The following is a 24,141-nucleotide window of genomic DNA, read 5'->3' as shown; positions in this document are numbered from 1 at the left end:
AAACGGCTTAGGTTGCATGCGGGGGTGGTTAAAAAACTAATGGGCCCGGCCGGCCCCCCTTTCTGCATGTGCTGACAGAGCTTTTGCGGGAGCGGCGTCAGCCGCGAAGCAGGTGCATCTCCAGGTTGCGAAAGCGCTGATCGCTGAAGCCATTCCAGCTTCGCGGCTGACGCCGCTCCCACATTGCTGGGCCGATGCTCTCAGCGCAGCTTTGCCAGCGCCTGGCCCAGCTGCACCGGGCTCTCGGCCGTCAGCGAGGGATCAAAGTCGGCAACGCCGGGCGGCAACAGCACGATTACCGTGGAGCCGTAATTGAAGCGTGCCATCTCGGCGAAGCGTTCCAGGGTGATGCCCTTGCTGCGCCAGTCCTTGCGGGTGATGCGGTCGCCGTAGGCGGGGATTTCCTCGCCGCTCCATATCGTCTCCACGCCGCTGACCAACAGCGCGCCGACCATCACCTGCACCATCGGCCCGAAATCGGTGTCGAAGTGGCAGACCAGGCGCTCGTTGCGGGCAAACAGGCGCGGCACATTGGCCACCGCATCGGTGCCAACGCTGAACAGCCGGCCCGGCACATGTACGGTCTCGCGCAGGGTGCCGGTCCAGGGCATGTGCACGCGGTGGTAGTCGCGCGGCGACAGATAGACCGTGGCATACAGGCCGTTGTTGAACGGCACCGCGTCGGCGGCATCGCCCAGCAGCTCGGCGGCGGTGAACGACTGGCCCTTGGCCTGGAAGATGCGGCCATCCTCGATCGGGCCCAGCTGGCTGATGCGGCCATCGGCCGGCATGGTCAGGGTGCGCGGGTCGGCGGCGGCCACGCGTGCACCTGGCTTCAGCGCGCGGGTGAAGAAGGCGTTGAAGCTGGGGTAGCTGCGCGGATCGGGATTGGCGGCTTCGGCCAGATTGACGTTGAACTTGCTCGATACCGTGTCGATCAGCCAGCGCGAGATGCGCGGGTTCTGCGAATAGGCCAGCGAGCGGGCCATCGACGACAACAGGCGGTGCGGCAATACATAGGTGAGGCTTGTAACCAGACTCATGGTGCGGTTTTCTCGGTGAGCTTCTTCAGGTCGCTGGCAATCGCCTGCGGGTTGAACGGGGGGCGCATCAGGCCGGCCAGCCGACCCTGCGGGTCGAGCACGGCGATGCTGGCGGAGTGATCCATGCTGTAGTCGTCCGGGTTCTGTTCGAAGTGCTTGCCCGGTGCCTTCTGGAACACCATGCCCAGCGAGGTGGCAAAACGCTCCAGCGACGGCACGTCGGCGGTGGCGGCAATGGTGTCCTTGTGGAAGGCATGGGCGTACTCGCCCAGGCGGTTCGGGGTGTCACGCTCGGGGTCCACCGAGACCAGCACCACGCGCGGGCGCAGGCTGTCGGGGATGGTCTCCCATTGCTTCTGGGCCTGGGCCAGCTCGGTCAGGGTGGTCGGGCAGACATCCGGGCAGGAGGTGAAGCCCAGGAATACCAGGGTCCAATGGCCGCGCAGCTCGCCCGGGATCAAACGGGTGCCGTCGGACTGGGCCAGGTCGAATTCCGGCAGGGTGCGCGGGGTGCCATAGAAAATGATGCTGCTGGTGCCGTCCGTGCCCTTGTTGGAGGGCCCGAAGACCTTCTGCGCCAACCCCAGGCCGAGGCCGGGGGCCAGGGCGTGGCCAAGGATGTTGCGGGTATTTCGATTTAACAGGCGCGGGGGCTTCCGGTGGTATACGGGGGCGGGAGGGGAGGCCCGCGGCGGGCGGGATACGGGAGTGTAGGGGATTGCAGGCGTACACCCCGGCCGTTTGGCGGGCGTTTGCACCCCTTTGGAGGGCCATTGCCGAAGTTTCGGCTGCAACTTGGCAATCAATATACCGGCCAGGTGCCTATAATCGCAGACCTTTCAAGTGTTTCCGTATTGCCATGACTGCCGAAGCGGCCGCTGAACTCCAAACGATCGTCGATCTGATCCGCTACGGCGCAAGCCGTTTCAATGCTGCTGGCCTGACCTTCGGCCACAGCTATGACAATGCCCTGGACGAGGCGACCCAGCTGACTCTGCACAGCCTGCACCTGCCGCCGGACCTCGGCCCGGCCTACGGCACGGCGCGGGTACTGCTGGAAGAGCGGCAGCAGGTGCTGGCGTTGTTCCAGCGTCGTATCGACGAGCGCCAGCCGGCAGCCTACCTGACTGGTGAGGCCTGGTTCGCGGGTTTGAGCTTCAAGAGCGACTCGCGCGCACTGGTGCCGCGCTCGCCGATCGCCGAGCTGATCCTCAGCGGCTTCGAGCCGTGGCTGGCCGGTCGCGACGTCAACCGCGCGCTGGACCTGTGCACCGGCTCGGGCTGCATCGCCATTGCCATGGGCCACTACTACCCGAACTGGCAGGTGGACGGCAGCGACGTCAACGACGCCGCGCTGTCGCTGGCGGTGGAGAACAAGAAGCGCCTGCTCGCCCACAACGTGGAGCTGGTCAAGAGCGACCTGTTCGCCGGCCTGCAGGGCCGCGTCTACGACCTGATCGTGACCAATCCGCCCTACGTCACCAATGACGAGACCGACGCGCTGCCGAAGGAATACCAGCACGAGCCGGACCTGGCGCTGCGTGCAGGCGATGACGGCCTCGACCTGGTGCTGAAGATCCTGCGCGATGCGCCGGACCACCTGACCGAAGACGGCCTGCTGATCTGTGAAGTGGGCGATTCCGAGCAGCACCTGATCAAGCTGCTGCCGGAGGTCTATATGTCCTGGATCGAGTTCAAGGTCGGGCAGATGGGCATCTTCGCTGTCGAAGCGGCTGAGCTGCGTGCGCACCATGCGCGCATCGCCGAGTTGGCTGCAGCACGTTCCTGAGTCACGCTGTTGCCGTCACTCCGCGTTGGCGGAATGACGGCAACGGCCGGCGTAACCGCAAGAGCACAACGGCATTGAATACATTCGGACAACTCCTCCGCGTCACTACCTTCGGTGAATCCCACGGGCCGGCCATCGGCTGCGTGATCGATGGTTGCCCGCCCGGTCTGGAAATCAGCCCCGAAGAATTCACCCACGACCTGCAGCGGCGTGCTACCGGCAAGAGCCGCCACACCTCCGCGCGGCGTGAGGCCGACGAGGTCGAGATCCTGTCCGGGGTCTATGAAGGCCGCACCACCGGTACGCCTATCGCGCTGCTGATTCGCAACACCGATCAGCGCAGCAAGGACTACAGCAACATCGCCCAGCAGTTCCGCCCGGGCCATGCCGACTACAGCTACTGGCAGAAGTACGGCATCCGTGACCCGCGCGGTGGCGGCCGGTCCTCGGCGCGTGAAACCACCATGCGCGTGGCTGCTGGCGTGGTTGCTAAGAAGTGGTTGCTGCAGCGCTTCGGCGTCAGCGTGCGCGGCTACCTGTCGCAGCTCGGCGAAATCACCCCGGCCGGTTTCGACTGGAGCGCGGTGGAAGACAATCCCTTTTTCTGGCCCGATGCCAACCAGGTGCCCGAGCTCGAGACCTATATGGATGCGCTGCGCAAGTCCGGCGATTCGGTTGGTGCGCGCGTGACCGTGGTTGCTGATGGCGTGCCGCCGGGTTGGGGTGAGCCGATCTACGGCAAGCTCGATGGCGATATCGCCGCCGCATTGATGAGCATCAATGCGGTCAAGGGCGTGGAGATCGGCGACGGTTTTGCCAGCGCCGCGCAGAAGGGCACCGAACACCGTGACCTGATCACCCCGCAGGGCTTCCAGTCCAACCATGCCGGCGGCATCCTCGGCGGTATTTCCACCGGCCAGCAGATCGTCGCCTCGATGGTGCTCAAGCCCACCTCCAGCCTGCGCCTGCCCGGCGCAACCGTGGATACGGCCGGCAACGCGGTGGAAGTCATCACTACCGGTCGCCATGACCCCTGTGTCGGCATCCGTGCCACGCCCATCGCCGAGGCGATGCTGGCGCTGGTGCTGATGGACCAGGCCATGCGTCATCGCGGTCAATGTGGCGATGTCGGCGACATGAGCCCGCGCATTCCTGGTCAGCTCGATGGCTGATCGGCGGCCCCGCGTCTGGGTATCGCAGCCCCTGTTCGACGATACCGTCGCGCAGCTGGCGGCGTACTGCGACGTGGTTGCCACGCCCGCCGTCACCAAGCACGATAGCGCCGCCTTGGGCGCGCATCTGGCGGGCATGGACGGTGTGCTGCTTACGCTCAACGAGCGTATCGGTGCGGTGGAAATCGCCAATGCGCCTGCGTTGAAGATGATCGCCAACGTCGGCGTCGGCTATAACAACCTCGATATCCCTGCGCTCAGCGCCGCTGGCATCCTTGCCAGCAACACGCCTGACGTACTTACCGAAACCACCGCCGATCTCGGTTTCTCGCTGCTGATGGCGGCCGCCCGTCGCATCGTCGAATCCGACCGTTGGTTGCGCGATGGTAAGTGGGGGCAGTGGTCGTTCACCACCATGCTCGGTGCCGATCTGCATGGCAGCACCCTGGGCATCCTTGGCATGGGCCGTATCGGCCAGGCCATTGCCCGTCGTGGTCACCATGGCTTCGGAATGAGGGTGCTGTACCACAACCGTTCGCAGCTGCCCACGGAGCAGGAGCAGGCAGTTGGCGCCCGCTACGTCGGTTTCGATGAGCTGCTGGCCAGCGTTGATCATCTTGTTCTGGTGCTGCCATACACCGCGCAGAACCACCACATCATCAACGCCGCCGCGCTGGCGAAGATGAAGTCGACCGCCACACTGGTCAACATCGCCCGCGGTGGCATTGTCGATGAGCTGGCCTTGGTCGATGCACTGGCCAATGGCCGTTTGGCCTCGGCCGCACTCGACGTCTACGAGAACGAGCCGAACGTGTGCCCGGAGCTGCTGGCGCTGGACAACATCGTGCTGACCCCGCATATCGGTAGCGCATCGCTGGCCACGCGCCGGGCGATGGTGCAGGTGGCGGTGGACAACCTGCTGGCTGGCCTGGGCATTGGCCCGGACGCGGGCAAGCCGGCCAATGTCATCAATACCGAACTGCTGAACAACGGCACCGCGCGCATTGCCGTGGCCGGCAAAAAAATCGACGACAAAAAACGATAGGGAGCCTCGGCAGCTGTGCGCTGGAGGTTCCCCGAACCTGGCTCGATGTGTGTCTACCCCCTCCAATATCTCGAGTATCCCCATGAGCAATGAAGCCCGTCGTTTCCACGTAGCCGTTGTTGGCGCCACCGGCGCTGTCGGCCAGACCATGCTGTCCATCCTGGCTGAGCGTAATTTCCCGATCAGCAAGCTGACCCTGCTCGCCTCCGAGCGTTCGGCCGGCCAGCAGGTCGACTTTGAAGGCGACAAGATCACCATCCAGGACCTGGCCACGTTCGACCCGGCCGGCGTGGAGATCGCCCTGTTCTCGGCCGGTGGTGGTATCTCCAAGGAATTCGCGCCCAAGTTTGCCGCTGCAGGGGCGGTGGTTATCGATAACTCGTCGACCTTCCGTTACGACGACGACGTGCCGTTGGTGGTGTCCGAGGTCAACCCGGAAGCCGCCAAGAACCGCCCGCGCGGCATCATCGCCAACCCGAACTGCTCGACCATGCAGCTGATGCCGGTGCTGGCGCCGATCCACCGCGAGTACGGCATCGAGCGCATCAATATCGCCACTTACCAGTCGGTGTCCGGCGCTGGCCAGACCGGCATGGAAGAGCTTGGCAAGCAGACCGCACAGCTGCTGGGCTTCCAGGAAATCGAACCGAAGAAGTTCCCGATGCAGATCGCCTTCAACCTGATCCCGCATATCGACGAGTTCCTCGACAACGGCTTCACCAAGGAGGAAATGAAGCTGGTCTGGGAAACCCGCAAGATCCTCGGCGATGACAGCATCCTGGTGAACCCCACCGCGGTGCGCGTGCCGGTGTTCTACGGCCACTCCGAGGCGGTCAACATCGAGACGAAGAAGAAGATCACCACCGAGCAGGCGCGCGAACTGCTGGCTGCCGCGCCGGGCGTGAAGGTGGTGGACGAACGCAAGGCCGGCGGCTATCCGACCCCTGTCACCCATGCTTCGGGCACCGATCCGGTCTATGTCGGCCGCATTCGCGAGGACATCTCGCACCCGCGTGGTTTGAACATGTGGGTGGTGGCCGACAACATCCGCAAGGGCGCCGCACTCAACGCGGTGCAGGTCGCCGAACTGGTCGCCAACGGCGGCTGATGCCCCCAACGACGCCGGCGTGAAGCCGGCGTCGTTGCTTATAGACGGTACAGCGGTGTTCGAAAGGCGGGTCAGCCGTTATATTGGCCGCCATGAAACCAAGGGGCGGGGGCGCGATGCGCTCAATACAAGGTGTGCTGGTTCTCGGCCTGGCGCTGTTCAGTAGCACAGCAATGGCATTGGGGCTGGGCAATATCCGCGTCCTGTCCAAGCCGGGGCAGCCCCTGCTGGCTGAAATACCCGTCATTACCAGTGATGCAAGCGAGCTCGACAACGCCAAGGCGGGGCTGGCATCTGCGGCTACCTTTGAGCGCGTAGGCCTGGCTGCACCGACCGGGCTGGTAGGAGAACTGCAATTCCAGTTTGCGCAGGACCGTGACGGCCGCGCGGTGATCCGTGTCACCAGCGCCGCGCCGGTGCAGGTGGCGTCGGTGGGTTTCCTGATCGAGGTCGATTGGGGCCAGGGCCGACTGGTGCGCGAATACTCGGCGCTGGTGGCCGCACCCGAAGCCGCAACCGCGGTGGCCGAGCCGGTCATCGAAGCGCCGGCTGCGGCCCAATCGAATCTGATCGTGCGTGAGCCCGAGCCGCTGCCTGAGTTGCCGGCACCTGCCGCGCCGGTAGCAGTGCTTGCACCGGCTCAGCCGGTTGCTGCGGCGCAAGCATCGCGCCCGGCGGCAGCGCCGGTGATGAACAGCGACGGCCAGCTTGCCACCGTGCAGCGTGGCCAGAGCCTGTCGCAGATCGCCCGCGAGCTGTCGCGTGAGAGCGGCGCGTCCTTGAACCAGACCATGGTCGCGCTGATGCGCGCCAACCCGGAAGCCTTCATCCGCGGCAACATCAACCTGCTCAAGCAGGGTGCGGTGCTGCGTACCCCTGCGCAGGAAGAGCTGGCGCGGGTGGATGCATCCGAAGCGCGCGCCATCGTTCGTGACCAGGCCGCGCAGTGGCGGCAGGCACGCGCGCCGATTCCGCAGCCGGCAGTTGCCGATGCAGCGGTGGCACCGGCCAAGGTCGCCGCGCCGGCATCGGCGGGCGCAGGCCCCAGCGGCGCACGCCTGGAAATCGCCCCGGCCGTGGCCGGTGCACAACAGACTGCTGGAATGACGACCGGACTCGATGCCGGTGGCGAGGGTGACATGTTGGCCAACGAACAGCTGCAGCAAGCCAAGGAAGAGCTGGCAACGCGTGATGCGGAGCTGCAGGAACTGCGCGATCGCGTCGGCGAACTGGAGAAGCTGCAGAAGCAGCAGCAGTCGCTGATCGCGATGAAGGATTCGGACTTGGCCGCTGCCCAGCAGCAGTTGGGCGAGGCAGCCAAACGCGATGGCGGCGGTTCGTTCGGCTGGATCTGGCTGGGCCTGGCGCTGCTGGTGCTGGGTGCGCTGGGCTGGCTGCTGGGCCGTCGACGCAAGCCGCTGCCGGCCGCTCCGCGCGCTGATTTCGCGGCGGCAGACCTTGCTGCAGTGATGCCTGTGACGGGCGCCGCTGCTGCGCAGCAGTCGTCCCATACAGCGGAAGTGGATGAATTCGATCCGCAGGACGAGCTGGATGCCCAGCCGCTGCCTGCCGCTGCGGAAGTACAGCCTGAACCCTACGAGGAACCGATGCCGGCATGGCTGAAGTCCAGCCCGCCCGCACGCGTGGAGCCGGTGCTTCCGGTGGCTGCGCCGGTGGTCGCGCACAAGCCGGTGTTGCTGTTTGAAGCCTCGCGGAACTTTGATGTCATCGCCGAGCCTGCGCCCGTGCAGCCCGAGCCGGCTGCGGCCGACGAGGCCGATTGGCTGGCTGGTGACGTGGCTGCGGTTGCGCCGTTGAACCCGGCACCTGCGGGCCGCGAACGGCTGGAGTTGGCCATCGCCTATCTGGATCTGGGTGATGCCGAGACTGCACGTACCCTGCTCAACGAAGTTGCTGCCAGCGCTGATCCACAGGCACGCAGTGAAGCGCTGGAATTACTCGGCCGTATGGCCTGACGGAGAGTTGCGATGAAGCGTGAACGGCGGATTGACTACGTGGAATTCGCCTCGCGCGACCCTGCGGCGAGTCGTGTTTTCTTCGAGCAGGTATTCGGCTGGACCTTTGAAGATTACGGCCCGGATTACACTGCTTTTGATGACGGTGAGCTGCAGGGCGGTTTCTTCCGTGGCACGCCGGCGACCACCAGTGTCGGGGCGCCACTGCTGGTGCTGTATGCCGCACAGCTGGGCCCGCTGCTCGAGGAAATCGCAGCGCAGGGTGGTGAAGTGATCAAGCCGATCTTCACCTTTCCCGGTGGTCGGAGGTTCCAATTCCTGGAGCCTGGCGGCAACGAACTGGCTGTGTGGTCAGAACGCGACAACGACTGAGTTGGACATGGTTCCAGCGGTTCCAACAAGATCAGAGGTTCAATGATGCGCTATGCGCTGGGCGTGGAGTACGACGGCAGCGAGTTCAAGGGCTGGCAACAACTTGGCGAGCACGGCTGTGCGAGTGTGCAGGCCACGTTGCAGGAGGCCCTGTCTTCGGTCGCCAACGCACCGATCAGTGTGGTGTGTGCAGGGCGCACCGATGCCGGTGTGCACGGCGAATGCCAGGTCGTGCACTTTGACAGCGATGTCGAACGCGCCCCGCGTGGCTGGGTGCTGGGTACAACCACGCGTCTGCCGCCATCAATCTGTGTGCGCTGGTGTGTACCGGTGGTGGATGAGTTCCATGCACGGTTCTCGGCCAAGGCGCGGCGCTATCGCTACCGTATCCTCAATCGACAGGTCCGGCCGGCGCTGTACCGGCAGATCCTGAGCTGGGACCGACGGCCGCTGGATGCCGATGCCATGCATCGGGCGGCGCAGGCGCTGCTCGGTGAGAACGACTTCGGTGCGTTCCGCAGCGCGCAATGCCAGGCCTTGCATGCCCGCCGTGAACTGCAATCGATCGCGGTGCGGCGCCAAGGCGAGGTGGTCGAGGTCGAGGTCCAGGCCAATGCCTTCCTGCATCACATGGTGCGCAATATCGTCGGCTCGCTGATGATGGTGGGCGCCGGGGAAAAGCCTGAAAGCTGGATCGGGGAGTTGCTGGCAGGTCGTGATCGCAATCTGGCAGGGCCAACTGCACCGCCGCAGGGCCTGGTGTTCGTCGGACCGCTGTATCCTGAGATCTGGAAGCTGCCGGACGAGGTGACGCTGTGAGCCGTACGCTGTTTCGTACCCGCATCAAGTTCTGCGGCATGACCCGCGCAGGCGACATCCGCCTGGCCACGGAGTTGGGCGTGGATGCCATCGGCTTCATCTTCGCTAAGGGCAGTGCCCGCCGGGTGGCACCGTCCGAGGCGCGCGCCATGCGCCAGGCGATCGCACCGATGGTTGAAGTGGTGGCCTTGTTCCAGCAGAACAATCGCGAGGAAGTGCGCGAAGTGTTGCGCGCGGTGCGGCCGACCCTGTTGCAGTTCCATGGCGACGAGGACGATGCATTCTGTCGCAGCTTCAACATGCCGTACCTGAAGGCGATTGCGATGGGCGGACGCAGCGACGTCACCGCGCGCGGCCTGCAGCAGATGTACCCGCATGCCGCAGGTTTCCTGTTCGACAGCCACGTGGCCGGTGGCGGCGGCGGCACCGGCGTCGCCTTTGACTGGTCGCAGATTCCGCCCGGCGTGCATCGGCCCTACCTGCTGGCCGGTGGCATTCGCCCGGAAAACGTGCACGACGCCATTCTCGCCACCCAGCCTTGGGGCGTGGATGTGTCCAGCGGCATCGAGGTGTCGCCGGGGATCAAGGACGGCTACAAGATGCGCCAGTTCGTCGAAGAAGTACGCCGCGCAGACCTGCATGTCGAGCAGGACTGAATACGCGCGCTGAGCGTGGCGACGTATTGCGCTGGTGCTGCCCGGGCTGCCGCACTTTTGGGGTCCGGTCGCAGGGCATGTCCGGGCTGATTCCCTTATGATGGTGTCCACGGCGACAAGCACGGATGTCTGTGGGAAACGGATGTTGCTGTCACAGCTTGCAGGCTGGGACAGTTCCCGCTGAACAGCTGGGCGCCACAAGGAAAGTGTGCATGGCTGAGTTTCTGGAAGTAGCGCTGTCCTACCCGACGTTGCCTTACAGCGTCGTGTTCGCGTTTGCTGTCATCTACTGGTTGCTGGCCGCGACCGGTATCGTCGATGACGGTGGCATTGGTAGCGGCGACGGCGCCGACTTTCATTCCCATGGTGGTGAGCATGGCGCGACCGGCATTGCCGCGATGTTCGCGCGGCTCGGCCTCGGTGGTGCACCGACCATGCTGGTGGTGTTGCTGTTGGCCTTTTTCGGCTGGACCATCACCTATCTGGTTCAACTCTTCTTCTTGCAGTCATTGCCGGCGCCCCTGCGCTGGGGTGTGGGCACGGTGGTGGCCATTGCCGCCTTGATTCCCGGTGCGGTGGTGTCGGCCTGGGTGCTGCGGCCAATACGCCGACTGTTGCTCAAGCTTCGGCCGGTTGCCCAGGAGTCCATCCTTGGCCGGCTTGCACAGGTCACCTCGCCGGAAGTCACCGCCACGCAGGGCTATGCCAGCATGGACGACGGCGGCGCCGGTCTGATCCTGCATGTGCGTGTACGCGATGGCAGCCGTTTGCCGCGCGGCCAACGTGTAAGGCTGGTGGAATACCTGCCCGACGAGAATCACTATCTGGTGGTCGCCGACAGCGACCTGCCAGGCTTGGACGTTTTCCCTTCTGATGTATCAGGCGACAAGGAGATCCACTGATGACTACTGCTGCGCTGGCCCCTTTCATCATCGGGCTTGCTGCCCTGCTGGTGTTTATCCTTGGTTTGGCGGGCTTGTTCAAAGCCTTCTACAAGAAGGTTGACCAAGGCACTGCGCTGATCGTCAACGACATGAGTGCACAGCCCAAGGTGCACTTCACCGGTGCGTTGATCATTCCTGTGCTGTACCGCGCCGAGCATATGAAGATCAGCCTGATCACCCTGCAGGTTGATCGCCGTGGCAAGGAAGGCCTGATCTGCCGCGACAACATGCGTGCCGACATTACCGTGGCGTTCTACCTGCGCGTCAACGAAACACAGGCCGACGTGCTGCGCGTGGCCAAGGCCATCGGTGCAGACCGCGCCTCGGACAAGAATGCGGTGGATGACCTGTTCAACGCCAAGTTCTCCGAAGCCTTGAAGACCGTGGGCAAGAAGTTCGATTTCACCCAGCTGTTCGAAAAGCGTCAGGAATTCCGCGACGAGATCATCGCGGTGATCGGCAATGACTTGAATGGCTACGCGCTGGAAGACGTGGCCATCGATTACCTGGAGCAGACCCCGAAGTCGCTGCTTGATCCGAGCAACATCCTCGACGCCGAAGGCATCCGCAAGATCACCGAGCTGACCGCCGCGCAGAACGTGATCACCAACGAATTGGCGCAGAACGAGCGCCTGGCCATCACCAAGAAAAATGTCGAGGCCAAGGAAGCCACGCTGGCACTTGAGCGGCAGCAGGCGGAAGCCGAGGCGCGCCAGCGCCGCGAGGTGGAAACCATCCGCGCCCGCGAGGAAGCCGAGACCCTGAAGGTGCAGGAAGAACAGCGCCAGCTGTCCGAGAACGCGCGTATCGAAGCGCAGCAGCTGATCGACATCCGCGACCAGAACCGCCTGCGCGAAGTGGAAGTGGCCGAGCAGAACCGCCAGCGCGCCGTCGCCATCGAAGTCGAGCGCGTCGCCCGCGCCCGCCAGCTGGAGCAGGTCACCACCGATCGCGAAGTGCAACTGCAGGGCGTGGAGCGCGACAAGGTGGTCGAGCAGGGCAAGATGGATGTTGCCAACATCACCCGTGAGCGCATTTCCATTGACAAGACCGTGGTGCAGGAAGAAGAGCGCATCAAGGAAGTGCGCCAGGTATCGGAAGCTGACCGCCTGAAGCAGGTGGCCATCCTCGAAGCCGAGGCGCAGGCGCAGGAAGCCATGGTCAAGCAGGTCAAGGAGGCCGAGGCCAGCGAAGCCGCTGCCAAGCACCGCGCGGTGGAGATCACCACGTTGGCGCAGGCTGAATTCGACGCTGCCGGCAAGCAGGCCGAAGCCAAGAAAGCACTGGCCGACGGCGTGCGCGCCGAGCGTGCCGCGCCGGGTCTGGCGGATGCCCAGGTCAAGGAAGCCAGCGCGCTGGCCATCGAGAAGGTCGGTATTGCCGAAGCCCGCGTCGTCGACGCGATGGCCGACGCCAACCTGAAGCAGGGTACGGCCGAAGCCAAGGTGCTGGCCGAGCAGCTGGCCGCGCGTGCGCAGGGCGAGGAGCAGATGGGCCGTGCCAAGGCAACCGCAACCGAAACGCTGGGCGTGGCCGAAGCCGCGGTCATCGAGAAGAAGCTGTTCGCCGAAGCCGACGGTTTGACCCGCAAGTTCCAGGCCATCGACTCGCTCGGCGATACCGCACGCGGCCACGAAGAGTTCCGCATGACCCTGGAAACCGGCCTGCGTCAGGCCCTGGCGGCGATCGACGCCGGCAAGGAAGTGACCAAGGAGAATGCCGAGGTCATCGCCAGTGCGTTGCGCAACGCCAGGATCGACATGGTCGGCGGTGACGGCGGCATGTTCGAGAACCTGGTAAAGGCGGTGTCGCTGGGCAAGTCGATTGAGGGCCTCACCGACAAGAGCCCGATCGTGCAGGACCTGATGCAGCGCTACCTGGGCGTGGACATGTCCGCGCGCGGCCTGCCGGCCCGGCGTGGTGCCGATACGCCGGCGATGGAGTCGGACGCAGGTTGAGCGTTGGCGTGCCCCGCGCGGGTGCACCGCGTGGGGCGTTGATGCGTCGCCTGGCTGGAGCTGGCGGCACACGAGCATGAGGGCGTCGGGGATTCCGTCCCGAGGGCGGAACCTGCCGATGTCAGAGCAGGGAACAATCGATGGCTGATACAAATCTGGACGCTGCCGCCACGCCGGAAGGCGGCTCCATCGCCGATCAGGCGGTGGCGCAGGGCGGCGCCTATGAGGTGCTGCGTAAACGTCTGAGCGATCAGGGCGCACGTCTGCGGCAGGTGGTGGACGCGCTGAACCAGCGCCGGCTGCAGGAGTTCGGCGACAGCCGGATGGAAGTGATCGGGCGCTTCCGCATCCGCAGCGAGAACAACTGCGTTGGCCGCGATGTGGTGCAGGTCGGCGACGACCTGCTGCTGTTCGGCTACAACGTCTTCATCGGCTTGAAGACACAGACCCGCATCGAGGATGTGTTCGGGCTCTATCGCCTAGTGGACGGTGCCGAAGGCTACGACGTCACCCCTGTGGACCTGAAAAGCAGTTTCCTGGCGCAGGCGGGCTTCGTCCACGATTTTGGTGAGCTCTACGCGTACTACAAGAATGCGCGGCTGCTGCAGCTGATCGTGCGCGACGGCAAGTTGCTGGCTGCATTCCAGATCGGCGAGCGCAGCACTGATGTGCGCGTATTCCGCTGGGCGATGGCACCAAGCGGCGAGCTGACCTATATCGATGCACGTGGCGAGCGTGACATCGCGCTGCCGCCGCCATTCGACTTCGAATGGGTGCGTGCCGGCCGCGACATGTTGATCACCGGTCGCTTCCCGCACCTGAACATCCTCGACACCATCTTCGTCGAGACCACCGGCGGTGACCTGACCATCAAGGTCGAGAACAATACCGAGACCGGGCAGGGCGTTTACAGCGAGCCGGTCGAGGACAGCACGCAGTCGGTGGACGATGCCACCATCGATTTCGCCAGGGTCGGTTCGCTGATCCTGCTGAAGATCCAGCCTTACCGCGAGGACAGCTGGCGTGGCCTGATCTACAACACGCTGACTGGCAAGGTGGTGCGCAACGACGCCATCGTCCAGGCATGTGTGCAGCTGCCCGATGACCATGGCGTCATCTTTCCCGGCGGCTATTACCTGCAAAGCGGCGAGCACAAGGCCTTCGATGCCTCGATGCAGGGTATGCGTTACAAGCGCTCGATCCGTTCGCCCAACGGCGAGGACATGCTGTACATCTTCTACGAGCGCGAAGCCGGCAAGTCGGCGCTGTTCGTCTACAACAGCATCCAGCGCGTGCTGCAGAACCCGGTGTTCGGCATGGGCTACGCCTTCATGCGCGATGGCCGGATGGTGCTGTTCAATGCCGAAAACGAGGAGCCTACCCGCGTCCATCCGATGCAGGTCTGGCAGACTCCGTTCAGTAGCGATGAGTATGCCGCGCATACGCCAACCGGCACCAGCTTCATGGCCCGCATCGGCAATGCAGAGCTGGTGCGTGGCATCTCGAATCTGCTCGATCTCGGTCGCGAGATCGACAGCCGCGAGGTGTCGCTGCCGCGCTACGAGCTGCTGACCCATAACGCGCGCCGTCTGTTTGACACCCATCATTGGCTGGATGATGCCAACTGCGACGGTGCCGCGACGCTGCTGCGCGAGATCAGTGCGACCGGCGAGTCGATGCTCGACGAGTACGAGAAGGTCGAGAGCATCCGCAAGCAATCGGCGCAGGCAATGGCTGAGGTCACCGCTGCGCACAAGACGCTGCTGGGGCGGTTGCAGCCGCAGAACTGGACGAAGATCGGGGAGTTTGTCGAATCGCTGGGCGACATTGGCAAGCTGCGTGGCCGCCTGCTGACCGTGCGCGATTTCCGTTACGTCGACGTCGCCGCCATCGATGCAATGAACGTCTCCTTGCAGGAGGCGCATGACCGGGTTGGTGCGGCGGCGGGTGAGTTCCTTGGCAGCGACAAGGCGCTGCAGCCGTTCGCTGATCGATTGCAGGAGCTGGATGCCGCCGCGCAGGTGGCGCAGACCGCCAAACAGTTGTCCGAGCAGATCGCGCAGATGCAGGTGATGTCGGGCGATCTGGACATGCTGTCGGAGTTGATGGCCAGCCTGAAGGTGGACGATGCCGCGCAGCGCACGCGCGTGGTCGAGGCCATTTCTGCCGTCTACGCCAAGCTCAACCAGGCGCGCGCACGTGCGGATCAGCGCCGTCGTTCATTGGGTTCGGCTGAAGCCGTGGCTCAGTTTGGGGCGCAGTTCTCCCTGTTCAGCCAGGCCATCACCAGTGCGCTGGGGCTGGCGACCGATCCGGAGCGCGCCGACGAGCAGTTGTCGCGGTTGATGGTGCAGCTGGAAGAACTGGAAAGCCAGTTCGGCGAGCACGAACAGTTCCTGGGCGACATCCTCAACAAGCGTGAGGAGCTGCTCGATACCTTCGAGTCGCACAAGCAGACGCTGCTGGATGCGCGCCAGCGCAAGGCGCAGTCGGTACTGGACGCAGCCAACCGCATCCTTGATGGCCTGGCCAAGCGCACAGAGCGCTTCACCACCGTTGATGAGCTGAACGCGTTCTTCGCCGGTGACCCGCTGATCCTGAAGTTGCGTGAGCTCGCCGATCGCCTGCGCGACTACAAGGACAGCGTCAAGGCCGACGACGTGGAAGCGCGGCTCAAGGGCGTGCGCGACCAGGCGGTGCGGGCGCTGCGTGATCGCAGTGATCTGTTCGAAGGCGGCGGCAACATCATCCGTCTCGGCCGACATCGTTTCAGCGTCAACACCCAGCCGCTGGACCTGACCATCCTGCCGCGCGGCGATGGTCTGGCTGTGCATCTCACTGGCACCGACTACTACGAGGCCATTGTCGATCCGGAGCTGGAGGAGCTGCGCGACTATTGGCCGGTGACGCTGGATTCGGAATCAGCCGCGCTCTATCGCGGCGAGTATCTGGCAGGTCTGCTGCTGGATGCGGCCATCAACGGCCGCGATGGCCTGAGCGTGGAGCTGTTGCTGCGTGAAGCCGCGCAAGCCGATGCCTTGGTCAAGCGGGTGCGCGATTTCGCTGCGCCACGTTACCGCGAAGGCTACGAGAAAGGCATTCACGATCACGATGCGACGTTGATCCTGCAGGCGGTTCTGCCGTTGTATCAGGCGGCCGGTTCGCTGGTGCACGCGGCGGGTCCACGTGCGCTTGCCTTGCTGTTCTGGGCGCGTGAGGGGAAGCGCGAGGACGTGAGCCAGTGGTTGGAACGCGCCGCCGGTGCATTCGCCATCGCCAAGCTGTTCAATGTGCGGGACGGGCTTGAAGCCTTGCGCACGGAGATCGCATCGGCGTTGGCGGGCTTCCAGGACGAGCATGGCTTGCCGTTCGATAGCGGCGTGCCGGCTTTGGCTGCCGAATACCTGCTGGCGGAGCTTGGCAACGGTGAGCCGACTTTCTCCTTCAGCGGCTACGCGCGGCAGCTGCTCAGCGGCCTGCGCGAACAGCTGCAGGCTGCCGGGCAAGCGGATGCATTTGATCGCAGCCTGCAACGTCTGAACACACGACTGGCCCTGCAATGGGCGCAGGCGCTGCAATGGTTGCAGGCGATGTGCGGCCAACCGAAGTTTGCCGCCATGGCCGGCTATGTGCCGGAAGCCGCTGCGATGTTGCTCGGCGAACGGGCCTTGCGCAGCCAGGTACGCGAGGTGACCTTGATTGCCGATGTCGCTGGCCTGCTCGGTGAGCATGCGCGCGTCACCCAAGGCCACCTGCAGTTGGCAGTGGATGATTTCCTGCAGCGCTGGCAGTCGCATCGCCGCCAGTTCCAGCCCGGCTTCGAGCGCTATCAGGCGCTGCGTCATCGCATCAGTGCGCGCGAACGCGATTCGTTGCGGCTGAGCGAATTCCAGGCGCGGCCGTTGAGCTCGTTCGTTCGCAACAAGCTGATCAATGACGTCTACCTGCCCATCATCGGCGATAACCTCGCCAAGCAGATGGGCACGGTAGGCGAGAACAAACGCAGCGACCTGATGGGCCTGCTGATGATGATCAGTCCGCCCGGTTACGGCAAAACCACATTGATGGAATACGTGGCCAACCGGCTCGGCCTGGTCTTCATGAAGATCAACGGCCCGGCCCTGGGGCACGAGGTGCGCTCGCTGGACCCGGAGCAGGCACCGGATGCCACCTCGCGGCAGGAGTTGCACAAGCTCAACCTGGCGTTGGAGATGGGCAACAACACCATGCTGTATGTCGACGACATCCAGCACACCCATCCGGAGTTCCTGCAGAAGTTCATTTCGCTGTGCGATGGCACCCGGCGTATCGAAGGTGTGTGGAAGGGCCGCACCAAGACCTATGACCTGCGCGGCAAGAAATTCTGCGTAGTGATGGCCGGCAACCCGTATACCGAGTCCGGTGAAGTGTTCAAGGTGCCGGACATGCTGGCCAACCGTGCCGACATCTACAACCTCGGCGATGTGCTTGGTGGCATGGAGGATGCGTTCAAACTCAGTTACATCGAGAACAGCCTGACCTCCAGCCAGGTGTTGGCGCCGATGGCAACCCGTGACCTGGCCGACCTCTACCTGCTGGTCGACAAGGCTGGCGGCAAGGAGGTGTCGACCAATGCACTCAGCCACGCTTACAGCGGTGCGGAGATCAACGAGATCGTCGCCACCTTGCAGCGGCTGATGCAGGTGCGCGAGGTGGTGTATCGGGTCAACCAGCAATACATCGCCAGCGCCGCGCAGGCCGACAAGTACCGGGTCGAGCCGCCGTTCCGCCTGCAGGGCAGCTACCGCAACATGAACAAGCTGTCGGAGAAGATCTCGCCGGTGATGAATGCTGCCGAGCTGCAGCAGCTGGTCACCGACCATTACCTCGGCGAGTCGCAGCTGCTGACCAGTGGCTCCGAGGAAAACCTGCTCAAGCTGGGTGAGCTGCGCGAAGTATTGGATGCGACGCAGCTGGCGCGCTGGGAGCAGATCAAGCGCGACTTCATGCGCGACAAAGCGATGGGCGGCGACGATGCCGACACCGGTGCGCGCATGGTCGCGCAGTTGGCCGATATTGCCAGTGGCCTGCAGGGCCTGCGTGCTGATGAGCCCGCGCCGGTTGCACCGCTCGCGCCGCAGGTCGAGGTGCCGTGGGAGCAGATCGTGGCCTTGTTGCAGTCGGTTGCCGAGCGTCCCGCAGCGGTGGTCGCAGCACCGCCTGCGGCAGTGGCGCCGGTTGCACCAGTGCAGGATCTGACCCCGTTGTTGCAGGTATTGGCGACAGCCCAGCAGCGCCAGGGCGAGATTGGTGATGCCCTGGCTGGCTTGGCCACGCAGCTGCAGGAGTGGCTGTCCAAGGACGGCGGTGCGGGCAGCAAGCCAGCACCGCGCGTGCGGCGCGCGCGCACGCCGGAAGAGAAGGCGTTGGACGAAGCGCTGATGCGGCATTTCTACGGCGGCAATGTGGTGGTGCCGGGGCAGCAGGGCAGTCGTGGCAATGAAGCGCCGGACGATGCCTGATGTGATGCCGCCAGTGTTGCCGCTGCCACCGCAGCCGCCGCTGCAAGCCGATGATGCGCTGGCCGTGGCCAGCTACGGCGCGGACCTGCTGGCCGCGATCGAGCAGCTGCTGGGTACGCCGCAGGCCGGAATGGCTGCGGCGCGGCTGGTCGCGGAGATGAACAACATCCGCCAGGCGATGTCGGCAGCCGATGGGCGCCAGATCCGCCGTTCGGTGGGATTGCTTGGCCGCTTGTTGGGGCGTGACGTCGAGGCGCAGGCGCGGGCCGAGCAGCTGGCGGCCCAGCTCGATGTCTGTCTGTTACGTGCCGACGACTGCGTACAGGTTTTGCAGCAGGAGCTTGGCCAGCATCTGCAGCAGGTCGGTCGGGTACAGATGGCAGTGGTTGCCATCGATGATTGGGCTGCTGCCGGCGAGGCGATATCACCGCCTGCCGAGGCGGTGGCGCAGGCCACGCTGCAACGGCGATTGCAACATCTGCGCGGACTAGCCCGACTGCGGCAGTCCGAGGTCGAACAGCTACGCTTGCTGCATGCCCAGGGCGTGGAGCTGGTCGAGCGTTACCTGCGCATACGCGACGTGTTGTTACCACTTTGGCGGCAGCAAAGCCTGGCTGCGCGCGCCGCCGACAAGCAGGCGCAACTGGAACAGGCTGCCCAGGTGCAGGCCCGGATTCTGGACGAGGTGACGGCGATGCAGGCTAGACTGCGCCGAGAACCATCCTGCACATGATTGCTCGCGCGCCGTGTGGCGCCACTTGCTCAAGGAGAACTGCTGATGACCGAGGACACATTGCCGCTGCCGGCCGGCCCTTCCGCCGATGTTGATGGCACCATGCTGGTCGCCTTGGGCCTGAGCGAAGCGGATCGCCCGCAGATCGCGCAGATCGTGCGCACGCTGGACGACATCAGTCCGGGCAACCTGCACGTATTCGGCCGCGAGGCGGCGGGCAAGAGTGCGGCCTTCTCCAGTCAGTTGCTGGACCATGTGCGCAACCGCGACCTGGATGCCTCGGGCGAAAAGCTCGGTGAAGTGGTGCGCATTGCCCGCTCGCTGAAGCTGGACGGTTTGAACGAGCGTTCCAAGGTGCCGGTGATCGGTGGCCTGATCGACCGCATGCGCGCCTCCAAGGGCGAGCTGGTGCAGAAGTTCAGTGACACCAACCAGCAGATCGAACAGTTGCTGCGTGATGTCGGCGCGCAACAGGCGCTGATGGGCCAGCGCGTCGGCGAGTTCGATCGCATGCACGCCATCGTCCGTGACGAACGGCAGAGTCTTGGCCTGCACATCGCTGCCGGCAAACAGCGCCTGGCCGAACTCAACAACGAGTTGCACGCGCTGGTTGGTCTGGAGGATCCGCAGTCGCGTATCCGTCGAGGCGAGATCGACAACGCGATCCGCCTGCTCGACAAGCGCGTGGGTGATTTGACCGTCATGCAGCATGCGGCCGACCAGTCGCTGCCGATGATCCGCCTGATCCAGGCCAATGCGATCCAGTTGATCGAGAAGTTCAACGCTGTACGCGACATCACCATTCCGTCGTGGAAGCGTCAGTTCGCCATCCAGCTGTCGTTGGGCGAGCAGAAGAACGCGGTGGAGCTGTCCAATGCCATCGACGATGCCACCAACGAGCTGATGCGCCGCAACGCCGATCTGATGCGGCAGACCTCGGTGGAAACGGCCAAGGCCAACCAGCGTGCGGTGATTGACGTGGCCACCTTGCGTCATGTCCACGAGCAGTTGATCGCGACCGTGGAAGAAGTGCGCAGCATCCACCGCGAAGGCATGCAGCAGCGGCAGCAGGCGGAAGTCGAATTGGCGCGCCTGCGTGAGGACGTGCAGCAGCGGCTGGCACAGCCGACGCAAAGCAGCGGAGTGTAGGAGCGGCGCCGTTTTGTGGGAGCGGCGTGAGCCGCGAAACCACAGGTGCATCAGATGCCAGCACCGTTGCGCTCCCTTTTGCATAGCAAAGGGGAGGGTTGGGGAGGAGTAGGTGTTCAGGCCTTTCAAGCGCCACAAGCTTCGCGGCTTACGCCGCTCCCACAAAAGCCTGCGAAGCCTTACAGCAGCTGTTTACGCAGCCATTCCGCCAATGCAGCCACACGCAGGTCCTGCTGCTCGCCAGCAGTGCACAAGGCCCAGCAGCCTTCAGTATCGACAAAGCCCCACGGCGCGATCAGGCGGCCGTTGACCAGGTCATCAGCGACCAGCGGTTCAGGCGCAATCGCTATGCCCAATCCGGCTACCGCCGCTTCCAGCATGTAATACAGGTGCTCCAAGCCGGTGCCATAGCTCAGCTCATTCGCATCGATGCCATTGCGCGCAGCCCAGATCGGCCATGCCTGCGGGCGTGAGCGCGTGTGCAGCAGTGCATGACCACGCACGGCATCAATCGGCTGCCGGGCCAGTACATGCGCACCATGCATAGAAGGGCTGAACACCGGGCCGATCCGTTCGGTCGCCAGCGTGTGCACCTGCCAGCCGCTGGGCCACGGCGCCTGGCCGAGCATCAGCGCTGCATCCAGCCCATCCAGGCGCGGGGCGAAATCGCCATCCTGTGCCGCCAGGTGCAGGGTCAGGCCGGGCAGGTCACGCTGCAGGTCCTGCAGGCGCGGGATCATCCAGCGGGCAAGCAGGCTGCCGGGGCAACCAAGCACGAAGGCATCAGCGCGTTGCGGTCGTCGCAGCGAGGAAATGCAGTCCCGCAGCTGGGAGAACGCACCGGTAGTCGCTTCCAGCAGCCGATGGCCGGCAGCGTTGGGGCGGATGCCGCGACCATCCCGCTCAAACAAGTCCAGTCCCAGCTCCTCCTCCAGCGCCCGCAGTTGCCGGCTTACCGCACCATGGGTGACATGCAGCTCGGTCGCCGCCTGGCTGACGCTGCGCAGGCGTGCAGCCGCCTCGAAGGCGCGCAAGGCATTGAGCGAGGGCAGGGGTTGGCGGGTTTTCATGTGAGTTTTTCTAACATGTGATCGCTGAATTATCCATTTTTATGTCATCGGCCCTGCGTTAGAGTGCTTGCCTGTTCCTTGTAGCCGTGACGTCATGACTGATCCGTCGATCTCCGATTTCCACGCCTTCCCTGATGCGCGTGGGCACTTTGGCCGCTTTGGTGGCAGCTTTGTCGCCGAAACGCTGGTCGGGCCGCTGCAGGAGCTGGCGGCAGCCTACGATCAGGCGCGGGTCGATCCGTCCTTCATTGCCGCCTATGACAAGGATCTGAAGCACTACGTTGGCCGTCCCAGCCCGATCTACCACGCCGAGCGCCTGAGCAAGGATGTCGGCGGCGCGCAGATCCTGCTCAAGCGCGAGGACCTGAACCACACCGGCGCGCACAAGGTGAACAACACCATTGGCCAGGCTTTGCTGGCTGCGCGCATGGGCAAGACCCGTATCATCGCCGAGACCGGTGCTGGTCAGCATGGCGTGGCTTCGGCCACGGTTGCCGCGCGGCTGGGCTTGGAATGCGTGGTGTACATGGGTGCCACCGATATCGAACGGCAGAAGATCAACGTCTATCGGATGAAGCTGCTCGGTGCCACCGTGGTGCCGGTCAGCAGCGGCTCGGCCACGCTCAAGGACGCGCTCAACGAGGCGATGCGCGACTGGGTTACCAACGTGCGCGACACCTTCTACATCATCGGCACCGTCGCCGGACCGGACCCGTACCCGCGCATGGTGCGTGACTTCAATGCCATCGTTGGCCGCGAGGCGCGCGCGCAGATGCTGGAGGACTACGGTCGTCTGCCTGATGCGATCACCGCATGCGTCGGTGGCGGTTCCAATGCCATCGGCCTGTTCCATGCCTTCCTGAATGATCGCGAGGTCAAGATCTATGGTGCCGAAGCTGCTGGCGATGGCATCCATACCGGCCGCCACGCTGCTTCCATCTCGGCCGGGCGTCCGGGCGTGCTGCACGGCAATCGCACCTATGTGTTGTGCGACGACGACGGCCAGATCACCGAAACCCATTCGATCTCCGCTGGCCTGGATTACCCAGGCGTTGGCCCCGAACATTCCTTCCTGTCCGATACCGGCCGCGCCCAGTACGTGGGCATCACCGATGAGGAAGCGCTGGCTGCCTTCCATCGCCTGACCCGCATCGAAGGCATTCTGCCGGCGCTGGAATCCAGCCATGCGGTCGCCCATGCGATCAAGCTTGCGCGTGAGTTGCCCAAGGATGCGTTGGTGCTGTGCAATCTGTCCGGCCGTGGCGACAAGGATGTGCATACCATCGCCGCGCGCGAAGGTCTGGTGCTGTGATGGCTGGCTTGCTGCGGACCCCGTTGTTGCTGGGTCTGGTGGTGGGGATGGCCGCTTGTACGCCGTCCGCTCCTGCCCCGGAGCCTGCAGCTGCCCCGGCTGTTCCGGCTACGTCCGGCGCCGCGGCACCGGCGCCAGCTGCGAAGCCGGCCGCCAGTGCATCGGTGGAGCTTGCCCAGGTGGGTGAGTTGCACATCGGCGCGCCGTTCGGCAAGGCACCTGGCGACAAGGCCTTCATCTCGGCCGGCATGCGCGAGGCGATGGAAGGCGATTGCGAGTACTACGACAAGGGCAGCCTGCCTGAAGGCATGTCGATGATGGTGATTGCTGATCGCATCGTCCGCTTCGAGGTGGATGCTGCCGGTGATCCGGGTCAACACGTCGCCGCAGCGCCAGCCGGTGCGGCACTGCCGTTCGGTCTGTGGGTGGGCATGACGGTCACCGAAGCCAAGCGGCGCCTGCCGGCGGGCGTGGTGACCAGTCCGCATGCCTATAACTCGCCAAACGGCGATTACCTGACCTGGACCGACAAGGCAGCGAAGCTGGCCCTGCGCCTGGAAACACTCGATGGTCTGGTCACCTCCATTTACTGGGGCCAGCCCGATGCGGTCGAACTGATTGAAGGATGTGCCTGAGATGGCTGTTACCCGAATTGACGAATGCTTCGCCCGCCTGCGCGCCTCCGGCCGCAAGGCATTGATTCCCTTCATCACCGCTGGCGACCCCTCGCTGGAGGCGACCGTGCCGGTGATGCATGCGCTGGTCGAGGCCGGTGCGGATGTGATCGAGCTGGGCGTACCGTTCTCCGACCCGATGGCCGATGGCCCGACCATCCAGCGCAGCTCCGAGCGCGCCTTGGAACGCGGGGCAGGGCGGCAATATGTGTTTGATGCCGTGGCGCGCTTCCGCCAGACCGACACGACCACCCCGGTGGTGTTGATGGGTTATCTGAATCCGGTCGAGATCCGTGGCTATGCCCGTTATGCCGAAGAGGCGGTGGCCGCCGGTGTGGACGGCATTTTGCTGGTCGATCTGCCGCCGGAAGAGGCTGATGAACCGCGAGCGGTGTTTGCCGAAGCTGGGCTGGCCCTGATCCTGCTGGCCTCGCCGACCAGCAGCGATGCCCGCCTGGACCGCCTGTGCCAGGCGGCGCAGGGCTATCTCTACTACGTCAGCTTTGCCGGCGTGACCGGTGCGTCCGAACGTCTGGACAGCAGCGCGGCTGGCGAACGCCTGCGCCTGTTGCGTAGCCGATCCACTGCGCCGGTAGTGGCAGGCTTTGGCATCAAGGACGCGGCCAGCGCGGCGGCGATGGCGGTAGACGCTGATGGTGTAGTGGTCGGTAGCGCGCTGGTCTCGGCAATGGCTGAGACGACTGATCCGGTGGCCGCGGCTGCTGGGTTCCTCAAGCCGCTGCGCGAAGCGCTGGATCGCTGAACGGCGTCACTTGTAGTGCCGAGCCATGCTCGGCAGAGGCGTTCCCGGTAGAGCCCC

The 24,141-nt window shown here is 64.5% G+C and carries 18 protein-coding genes and 1 pseudogene; 16 read left to right on the top strand and 3 right to left on the bottom strand.

The features are described from left to right. Positions 1-200: 200 nt before the first annotated feature. Together asd and ACVOMF_RS15655 are read right to left on the bottom strand one after the other, a co-directional pair. Complete coding sequence (gene asd, locus ACVOMF_RS15660; RefSeq protein WP_481510090.1) at positions 201-1,043, bottom strand: archaetidylserine decarboxylase; 843 nt, start codon at positions 1,041-1,043, stop codon at positions 201-203. Further along, positions 1,040-1,687, bottom strand: coding sequence for an SCO family protein (locus ACVOMF_RS15655; protein WP_481510092.1), 648 nt, complete (start codon positions 1,685-1,687; stop codon positions 1,040-1,042). Before ACVOMF_RS15655 ends, asd begins: the two co-directional genes overlap by 4 nt. 215 nt (positions 1,688-1,902) lie before the next feature. Here ACVOMF_RS15655 and prmB point away from each other — a divergent pair, with 215 nt between their 5' ends. The 13 genes and pseudogenes from prmB to ACVOMF_RS15590 all read left to right on the top strand — a co-directional run bounded on the left by prmB (position 1,903) and on the right by ACVOMF_RS15590 (position 20,265). Beyond that, positions 1,903-2,832 carry a 50S ribosomal protein L3 N(5)-glutamine methyltransferase gene (prmB, locus tag ACVOMF_RS15650; RefSeq protein ID WP_481510089.1) on the top strand — a complete coding sequence of 310 codons (930 nt, stop codon included), beginning with the start codon at positions 1,903-1,905 and terminating at the stop codon, positions 2,830-2,832. A gap of 74 nt (positions 2,833-2,906) precedes the next feature. Then, positions 2,907-4,004 carry a chorismate synthase gene (gene aroC / locus ACVOMF_RS15645; RefSeq protein ID WP_481510088.1) on the top strand — a complete coding sequence of 366 codons (1,098 nt, stop codon included), beginning with the start codon at positions 2,907-2,909 and terminating at the stop codon, positions 4,002-4,004. After that, positions 3,997-4,963: pseudogene (locus ACVOMF_RS15640) on the top strand (2-hydroxyacid dehydrogenase); the annotation flags it as partial. The gene aroC and the pseudogene ACVOMF_RS15640, both read left to right, overlap by 8 nt. 168 nt (positions 4,964-5,131) lie before the next feature. Beyond that, complete coding sequence (locus ACVOMF_RS15635; protein ID WP_481510087.1) at positions 5,132-6,157, top strand: aspartate-semialdehyde dehydrogenase; 1,026 nt, start codon at positions 5,132-5,134, stop codon at positions 6,155-6,157. 116 nt (positions 6,158-6,273) lie between these two features. Then, entirely contained in the window at positions 6,274-8,133 is a 1,860-nt protein-coding gene (locus tag ACVOMF_RS15630) for a type IV pilus assembly protein FimV (protein ID WP_481510086.1), read from the top strand. Between the two features lie 12 nt (positions 8,134-8,145). Continuing rightward, positions 8,146-8,505, top strand: coding sequence for a VOC family protein (locus ACVOMF_RS15625; RefSeq protein ID WP_481510085.1), 360 nt, complete (start codon positions 8,146-8,148; stop codon positions 8,503-8,505). 45 nt (positions 8,506-8,550) lie between these two features. Beyond that, positions 8,551-9,324 (top strand): tRNA pseudouridine(38-40) synthase TruA, encoded by a 774-nt coding sequence (truA, locus tag ACVOMF_RS15620; RefSeq protein ID WP_481510091.1) that lies wholly within the window; start codon positions 8,551-8,553, stop codon positions 9,322-9,324. Continuing rightward, entirely contained in the window at positions 9,321-9,980 is a 660-nt protein-coding gene (locus ACVOMF_RS15615; RefSeq protein WP_481510084.1) for a phosphoribosylanthranilate isomerase, read from the top strand. The genes truA and ACVOMF_RS15615 overlap by 4 nt, the downstream gene beginning before the upstream one ends. 212 nt (positions 9,981-10,192) lie before the next feature. Then, the gene (locus tag ACVOMF_RS15610; RefSeq protein WP_481510083.1) at positions 10,193-10,882 is read left to right on the top strand and encodes a hypothetical protein; all 690 of its coding nucleotides are present in this window, start codon (positions 10,193-10,195) and stop codon (positions 10,880-10,882) included. Continuing rightward, complete coding sequence (locus ACVOMF_RS15605) at positions 10,882-12,882, top strand: flotillin family protein (protein ID WP_481510082.1); 2,001 nt, start codon at positions 10,882-10,884, stop codon at positions 12,880-12,882. The genes ACVOMF_RS15610 and ACVOMF_RS15605 overlap by 1 nt, the downstream gene beginning before the upstream one ends. 140 nt (positions 12,883-13,022) lie before the next feature. Next, the gene (locus ACVOMF_RS15600; protein ID WP_481510081.1) at positions 13,023-18,383 is read left to right on the top strand and encodes a DNA repair ATPase; all 5,361 of its coding nucleotides are present in this window, start codon (positions 13,023-13,025) and stop codon (positions 18,381-18,383) included. Further along, on the top strand, positions 18,361-19,116 hold the full coding sequence (locus tag ACVOMF_RS15595) for a hypothetical protein (RefSeq protein ID WP_481510080.1): 756 nt from the start codon (positions 18,361-18,363) through the stop codon (positions 19,114-19,116). Before ACVOMF_RS15600 ends, ACVOMF_RS15595 begins: the two co-directional genes overlap by 23 nt. A 45-nt stretch (positions 19,117-19,161) precedes the next feature. Continuing rightward, positions 19,162-20,265: a toxic anion resistance protein gene (locus tag ACVOMF_RS15590; RefSeq protein ID WP_481510079.1), complete on the top strand. Its 1,104-nt coding sequence runs from the start codon at positions 19,162-19,164 to the stop codon at positions 20,263-20,265. Between the two features lie 179 nt (positions 20,266-20,444). On the opposite strand, the gene ACVOMF_RS15585 is transcribed toward ACVOMF_RS15590, so the two are convergent. Beyond that, positions 20,445-21,335 carry a LysR family transcriptional regulator gene (locus ACVOMF_RS15585; RefSeq protein ID WP_481510078.1) on the bottom strand — a complete coding sequence of 297 codons (891 nt, stop codon included), beginning with the start codon at positions 21,333-21,335 and terminating at the stop codon, positions 20,445-20,447. Between the two features lie 94 nt (positions 21,336-21,429). On the opposite strand from ACVOMF_RS15585, the gene trpB reads away from it, so the two are divergent. The 3 genes from trpB to trpA are packed head-to-tail and all read left to right on the top strand — an operon-like array spanning position 21,430 to position 24,084. Beyond that, positions 21,430-22,647 (top strand): tryptophan synthase subunit beta, encoded by a 1,218-nt coding sequence (trpB, locus tag ACVOMF_RS15580; RefSeq protein ID WP_282266633.1) that lies wholly within the window; start codon positions 21,430-21,432, stop codon positions 22,645-22,647. Continuing rightward, positions 22,647-23,282 (top strand): hypothetical protein, encoded by a 636-nt coding sequence (locus ACVOMF_RS15575; RefSeq protein WP_481510077.1) that lies wholly within the window; start codon positions 22,647-22,649, stop codon positions 23,280-23,282. Before trpB ends, ACVOMF_RS15575 begins: the two co-directional genes overlap by 1 nt. A 1-nt stretch (position 23,283) precedes the next feature. Further along, a complete protein-coding gene (trpA, locus tag ACVOMF_RS15570; RefSeq protein WP_481510076.1) occupies positions 23,284-24,084 on the top strand; it encodes a tryptophan synthase subunit alpha in 801 nt (266 codons plus the stop codon). Positions 24,085-24,141: the final 57 nt, after the last annotated feature.

It is taken from the genome of Stenotrophomonas sp. STEN022, assembly GCF_056760155.1.
The sequence above is the reverse complement of the archived record's forward strand: the minus strand, read 5'-3'. Positions and strand labels throughout refer to the sequence as shown.